The following is a 6017-nucleotide window of genomic DNA, read 5'->3' on the forward strand; positions in this document are numbered from 1 at the left end:
ACAATACACCACCCTGGAAACAGGGAAATGACTGCATTATTGCGACCAAAAGACCAACACAGGCCAAGCATAGCAGGGCTTGTTGCGTTCGTTGCTTTTTATTTCAACTGTACTTACATAATTAATTGGATGCTGTGTACTTTCGCACTAAACGGGATGCTGATCATCAGAAATTCCAACCTGAGTAGTGGTGGCATTTGGTTGTCCCGATGCCACGCTGATTGATCTGCTTTCAAGACAAGTTTGATATAATGCGCGGCACCCTTCATTTAAACAGGCCAGTACAAACCCGTAATAAAAACCCACGACGGCTCCAAAGAGTGGTTGCGGGTGACTGATCGTGTGCAAGGGCAAATACCCATCCCGTTCTTTTGCGAAGTAATTACCCAGTAATTCACCACCTGCACCCAGGGCTACACCAACGGAAACAATGGCTAGCCCCCGCCAGAAAACTTTTGCCTCATTTGTTCTGTAACATGGAGTAGCTGTTGAACGTTCATTACCAGCATCGGTTGCCCCCTCTGAACTGTCAGAAATATCAACTTGTACGAAACGTGTACCAGTATCGCTGGTTTCAATGTTCATGATGAACTCTCCAATAATTAGAAATTTTTAGTACTAAAAAGAAAAAATTTATTATTGTTCGTAGTTTTCGACCATGGGTAATTGAATAAGTTCACGAATCATCATGAGGATGAGGAAGCAGTAAAACCGTACCCTATGAATTTCAACAGCACCTGAATAATTCTTTAACAAAAAAAGATGACAGCCCGGCAAACAAGTTTCAATAAATCAAATACACGCCATCATTCCTATAATCATCAGTCCGCTAATTAACTTGTCAGGTAACAACAGGCCCGAAAAGGCCCGAAAAGGCCCGAAAACAGAAAACAGAAAACAGAAATCAGCTTCAAGACCAGCGCAAACTATTCATTTACGCTATTAAATCACGTCTGTTTTTTAAACAACCCCCATGCAGATTCAAAAAAATGGAACTATATTCTTTCAGCATGGTCAATCTACCCGTTAAATAATTTATTTTAATACTTAAGAGCTTTAATAATGAACAGAGTCACTGGTAGTTTATTATGCTGTGCCTTAATTTTTTCTTTAACGTCTATAGACACAGTTGCAGCAAGCAGTTCCTTACGGAATGAATCGCCCCGGTTTGAACAATATCATGGGCAACAGGTATCTCCCGGTCACTATTATGAACAGACTTCCGGTTCCGACGCTGATGCAATATTTCCCCCGGTTGTCCATGTCACACCTGAAAACAGTGACGAATTGACTATCAACCTTGCCAACAAAACAGAAATCGAGAAACAGTATATACAGGCTTTCTACTTGAGAGGTGAGCGTGATGGTGACATCCTGCTCCAAACCATTGATGATCTTGGTCGCAGCCTGAGAGACTTAACTATCGCTGCCTTAGAGCTCCAGAAAGTTTCTGACGAAAGCATTCTTCAACCAATACCCGTGAGGGAATTTCTTGACCATGTGAGAACGTTCAGACAGGAATCAAACCTGTTCCTTCAAGACGTTAACAACCTGGAACATTTTCCCACCCTCAGGCCAGACATAACTGCAGATCCCGACAGTCAGGTTGATATGCTTCCGCTGGTTCATCAATATCAGTCAACCTTGCGAAGGCTTGATGCCCAGATGAGCGAGCTTCATTTCAATATCGTCCTGCCCAATGGCATACTCCATCAGCAGCTCGGAATCAGTAACGACCAGCTTAAGTCGATGTCACTGTATACTGCAGAACAGATCGCTGATATGAAACGTAATGCCCTGCAGCTACGGGCCATGCGAACTCAGGATAAACGAGTCATTGATGAGGGAATCAACCGTTTTACCAAAGATGCCATTGAAACCTTTATAGACACCTTCGGTACGTCAGAAAGATACAGAACCATTTCCGACCCGGAAGGCAGCAAACGAGCCAAAGAGATGTTGATCGATGCATTCTGGGCAAGATCTTACATTCGTGCCACCTATGGCATTCAAATTGGTTGCATCCCGGTTGAATATGACAAGCGTATTTTCAATCTGGATTATTACCTGAGCGATATGACCGTTGGTGCTGCACCCATTTATGATCAGAATAAGCTCATGCGCTATGCCAATCTCGCCCGGGAAGCAATGGTAACCATTGAAAATTCCGCCAGTAAAAAGTGGTTATCTGTCAGTTCATGGGTCACCTGGGTTGCCGGTAAATCCAATGAGATGGACACCAAATATTTCATTATCGCCCTGATTAAAAAAGATATTGATGAAGAACTGGCCATCAGCCGCTCAGGCGGCCTGAGAAAGGTCCGAGACGGGTATCGTCAGCACTACCTCAGTTCTGACATGGGAAGAGCCCTCTACCAGACAAAAGCAAAGCAGGTTTTCAGCTCATCAGAAGATGACGATGATATTGAAAGTGATGTCATGATGGTTGAGGCTGGCACACTCAAAGGAGCTGTTGCCATGTGCATCAACGCTCTGGAAAACCAGGAAAACCGTCTCTATGAAGCCAGAAAGCTGCAAAGCGTGGTTGATATGCTGACCAGGGACAACATCATTTCTGATCGTAGAAAAAGAAGGCAGCTCTTTTAAAAATATCAATACAGAACAATGAGTATCTGCAAAGAGATACTCATTTTCACTGAAAATTCATTAAAGGTTTTCGCAGGTTGATGTAATGGCTATCAAAAAGCAATTTGTGCATTCGGCTTTGCTACTTATGCTTTTGACATCAAAGCCATACACCTCTTTTGCCTGGCCTTACATTGCCAACTATTGTTTGCAAACGTCTGCCCCCCGGGAGACAGTTAGCTGGTCATGTCCCGGACACGTTATACCTTCCCATCAAACCCGCAACTTCCACTCTGAAGAGTTAAGATGTTCGGCCAACCACCATACCCATGTTCGCTTACCGGAATCCTTTGACGAAGAAGCATGGCAGGACTTAAAAAACATCAGCCGCCACGAGGCGGCCGAAATTCTGCGGCAACAGCCATCACCAGCCTGGACAGGCGTTATCAATTACCATACTTACCTTCACTGGGATTGGCAGGACTGCCGCCTGGTCACAGATGCACAGCTCTGTGGTACCTATGAGGTATGCGAAATGAGAGACGAACTTACCCGGGACGGTGACACAAAACAAGTAAAAAAATGTCATCAGGAGCCAAAAACCTGTTATGCCGATGTCACCATACATGAAAGCCGGTACTGTCAGGATGGCGAGGGAAAACTGGTCTTTGACGTTGCGTTTCTGAAAAAAGATAAAGCCCGCTGGAGCCCCGATTCCCCCGGCTTCATTGACCGTCTTGCCAATGGCTATGATCTGCTTCCGGGTGAAGAGGAAGTGATCACTGTCAGCAATCTGAAAAACAACTGGTGGACGTCACAGTCTGCCAGGTTAGCGCCAACCCTGTTTATTGAAGACCCTAAAAATGAGTACATCTTCAACCAGCATATTCACAACCAGCAATTTGATAGCCTTTCCTGTCGCTTCAGGGGGGAAGACGAAGTCAGCTTTACCGTAACCACACGAAAAAGAATTGCTTCACGCTCTCCCAACGACTTTTCACTCCCCAAGGCTTTTGATAACGAGGATATTGATCCACTGGTATGGCAGTCTGCCCCTGGTCTTGATGGCTCAAGGGAAGAGAAAGGCTATCCATTGATCATGAGGGCCCAGGACTTCTCTGCCGCAGCACTCAACGAGGTATCAGAGGATGTTACTGAAAAGCTGAAAAACATTATCGTCAGAGTCCAACTCTACGAACCATCCATATTTGGCGACAGACTGAAGTCCACCATCTATATTGATGAAGCAAAAGGTATTCAACAAACACTGAACGCCATCTCCAGCGACCAGAAAATTCGACGGTCCACGCTTTGGGAGTTCAAACTGAAAAATGGTGATAACCCTGACAAAAATATTTACCGAAGTTATGTACCCACATTGTTCTATTACCCCGGAAAAATTTTCCTGTCCAACGAGGCCCTCAGTTATGACGACCAGTTGGCTCCGAACACAGAATACACACTGAAGTTAACGGTTTATCAGAAAAACCTGCCTTTCTACCACCAGTCCTGTGAAACAGATCCCGACGCCTGGGATTGCAAGTGGTATACCTTATGGGGACTCTTCAGCTCCAGGCGGTATGAAGATAATTATTTTTCAAAGAAAAGCCTTGATGTCAGGTTCAGATCAAACCCCAATGTAGACCAGAGAACCTGGCTATCCAGCTTCTGGCACTTCGTCGGCTATGCTCAACTTGCAGTACCTGTCGGGGTAATTGCTGTGTCGGTATTTTACCTGCTCTAAATCCCTTACATACCATGACCAGACTTTTTCATCCCTGGGTATCAATTTTGATACTCTCTTTTTACTCTATTCCAGCTTCAGCATTCTATTACTGCATTGAACAAAGCCCCCCCGTCGAAATACACAGTGCAGAATGCCCGGGGTTAGTCATTCCCGAACACAAAAGCCGCAACTTTATTGGAGAGCTTCTACGGTGTTCTGAAGCACACAATGAATACACTCGACAGCAGGCACCTTATGATGAAGAAGCATGGCAGGATCTAAAGAACATTGATCGAGCCAAAGCCGCCGAGTTTTTAAGAGCGCTCCCTGAACCTGCATGGTCAGAAACCATTAACTATCCTGTCAACCTGCACTGGTGTTGGCAGAACTGTGAACTGGTTACCTCTGAACGGCACTGCGGAGCCATTGTTTACTGTGATGACAACACCTGCAATCATATACCACTGACTTGTTTTGCAGACATTACCTACTGCGAGGAACATAATTGCGGTAAAGGACAACTGGACTTCAATGTTAAATATATCCGCAAAGACGCCAGATGGTGGCATCCCGGCCACAAAAATTATGTTGATATCCTGGCTAACGGTTATGACCTTCTGCCCGGCGAGAAAGAAATCATTACCGTCAGTAACCTGAAAACAAGCTGGTGGACTGGCAGCCGCCAGTCAGAAAAACTCAGTCCAACACTGTCAATCGAAGACCCAAGAAATGAGTACAGCTCCGGCATGGCGATTAACGACAAGCATGCCAACAGTCTGGACTGCCGATTAAATGGCTATGATAATGTCAGCTTTTCTGTCTATACCTATAAAAGAATCACTTCAGCCTCACCCAATGCTTTTTCGCTGCCAACCGCTTTTGATAACACTGAATTAGAGCCGCTGATCTGGCAATCAACCACCGGGAATAATGGCCAAAGGATTGCGAAAGGATATCCCCTTATCCTGAGGGCGCAGGACTATTCCGCAGCCACCATGAGTGAGGTTTCAGAGGATCTGTCAACCAAACTGAAAAACATTATTGTCCGGGTACAACTTTTTGAACCCTCAATATTTGGCGAAAAGTTAAAATCCACTATTTATATTGATGAGGCCAAAGCCATTCAACAGACACTGAATGCCATTTCCAGCGACCAGAAAATTCGCCGATCAACCCTATGGGAATTCAAACTGAAAAATGGTGGTCACCCTGATAAAAATATTTACAGAAGTTTCATTCCTGCACTGTTCTATTATCCGGGCAAGGTATTCCTGACGGATGAAGAGCTCAGCTATGATGATAATCTCGCTCCCCACACAGAGTACACTTTAAAACTGACGGTGTACCAGAAGAATTTTCCTTTTTACCTCCAATCCTGTGACGCAGATCCTGATGCCTGGGACTGCAAATGGTACACCCTTTGGGGGCTTTTCAATGTGAACCGGTACGAAAGAAATTATTTTTCAAAAAGAAGTCTGGATGTTCGATTCAGAACCAGCCCGAACGTGGATAACAGAACCTGGCTATCCTCATTCTGGCATACCATGGGCTGGGTCCAGGCTGTAGTCCCCATTGGCACAGCAGTCATCATCCTCAAATATCTGGGTTACTGGTTCTAGCCCGGATATTTCATAAACTGCCCCGAATCTAGCGCAGGACTTTGTCGCTCTAAGGGATTTTGTGAGGGAGCGCCGTACCGGGGAGT

The 6017-nt window shown here is 45.1% G+C and carries 4 protein-coding genes; 3 read left to right on the plus strand and 1 reads right to left on the minus strand.

Features of this window, described 5'->3' with window-relative positions; all coding sequences use genetic code 11:
• Positions 1-147 precede the first annotated feature (147 nt).
• Positions 148-585, minus strand: coding sequence for a hypothetical protein (locus KDK15_RS14325; protein ID WP_257296065.1), 438 nt, complete (start codon positions 583-585; stop codon positions 148-150).
• Positions 586-1062: 477 nt separating this feature from the next.
• Here KDK15_RS14325 and KDK15_RS14330 point away from each other — a divergent pair, with 477 nt between their 5' ends.
• From KDK15_RS14330 to KDK15_RS14340, 3 genes are all read left to right on the plus strand, one after another.
• On the plus strand, positions 1063-2607 hold the full coding sequence (locus tag KDK15_RS14330) for a hypothetical protein (protein WP_257296066.1): 1545 nt from the start codon (positions 1063-1065) through the stop codon (positions 2605-2607).
• A gap of 85 nt (positions 2608-2692) precedes the next feature.
• Positions 2693-4330, plus strand: coding sequence for a hypothetical protein (locus KDK15_RS14335; RefSeq protein WP_257296067.1), 1638 nt, complete (start codon positions 2693-2695; stop codon positions 4328-4330).
• Positions 4331-4377: 47 nt separating this feature from the next.
• Entirely contained in the window at positions 4378-5931 is a 1554-nt protein-coding gene (locus KDK15_RS14340; protein ID WP_257296068.1) for a hypothetical protein, read from the plus strand.
• Positions 5932-6017 lie beyond the last annotated feature (86 nt).

It is taken from the genome of Endozoicomonas sp. YOMI1, from assembly GCF_024606345.1.
GTDB lineage: Bacteria > Pseudomonadota > Gammaproteobacteria > Pseudomonadales > Endozoicomonadaceae > Endozoicomonas.

Excerpts from the sequence above, each read along its gene's own strand:
- KDK15_RS14330 (WP_257296066.1), top strand. The coding sequence starts at position 1,063 with ATGAACAGAGTCACTGGTAGTTTATTATGCTGTGCCTTAATTTTTTCT.
- KDK15_RS14335 (WP_257296067.1), top strand. The coding sequence starts at position 2,693 with ATGGCTATCAAAAAGCAATTTGTGCATTCGGCTTTGCTACTTATGCTT.
- KDK15_RS14325 (WP_257296065.1), bottom strand. The coding sequence starts at position 585 with ATGAACATTGAAACCAGCGATACTGGTACACGTTTCGTACAAGTTGAT.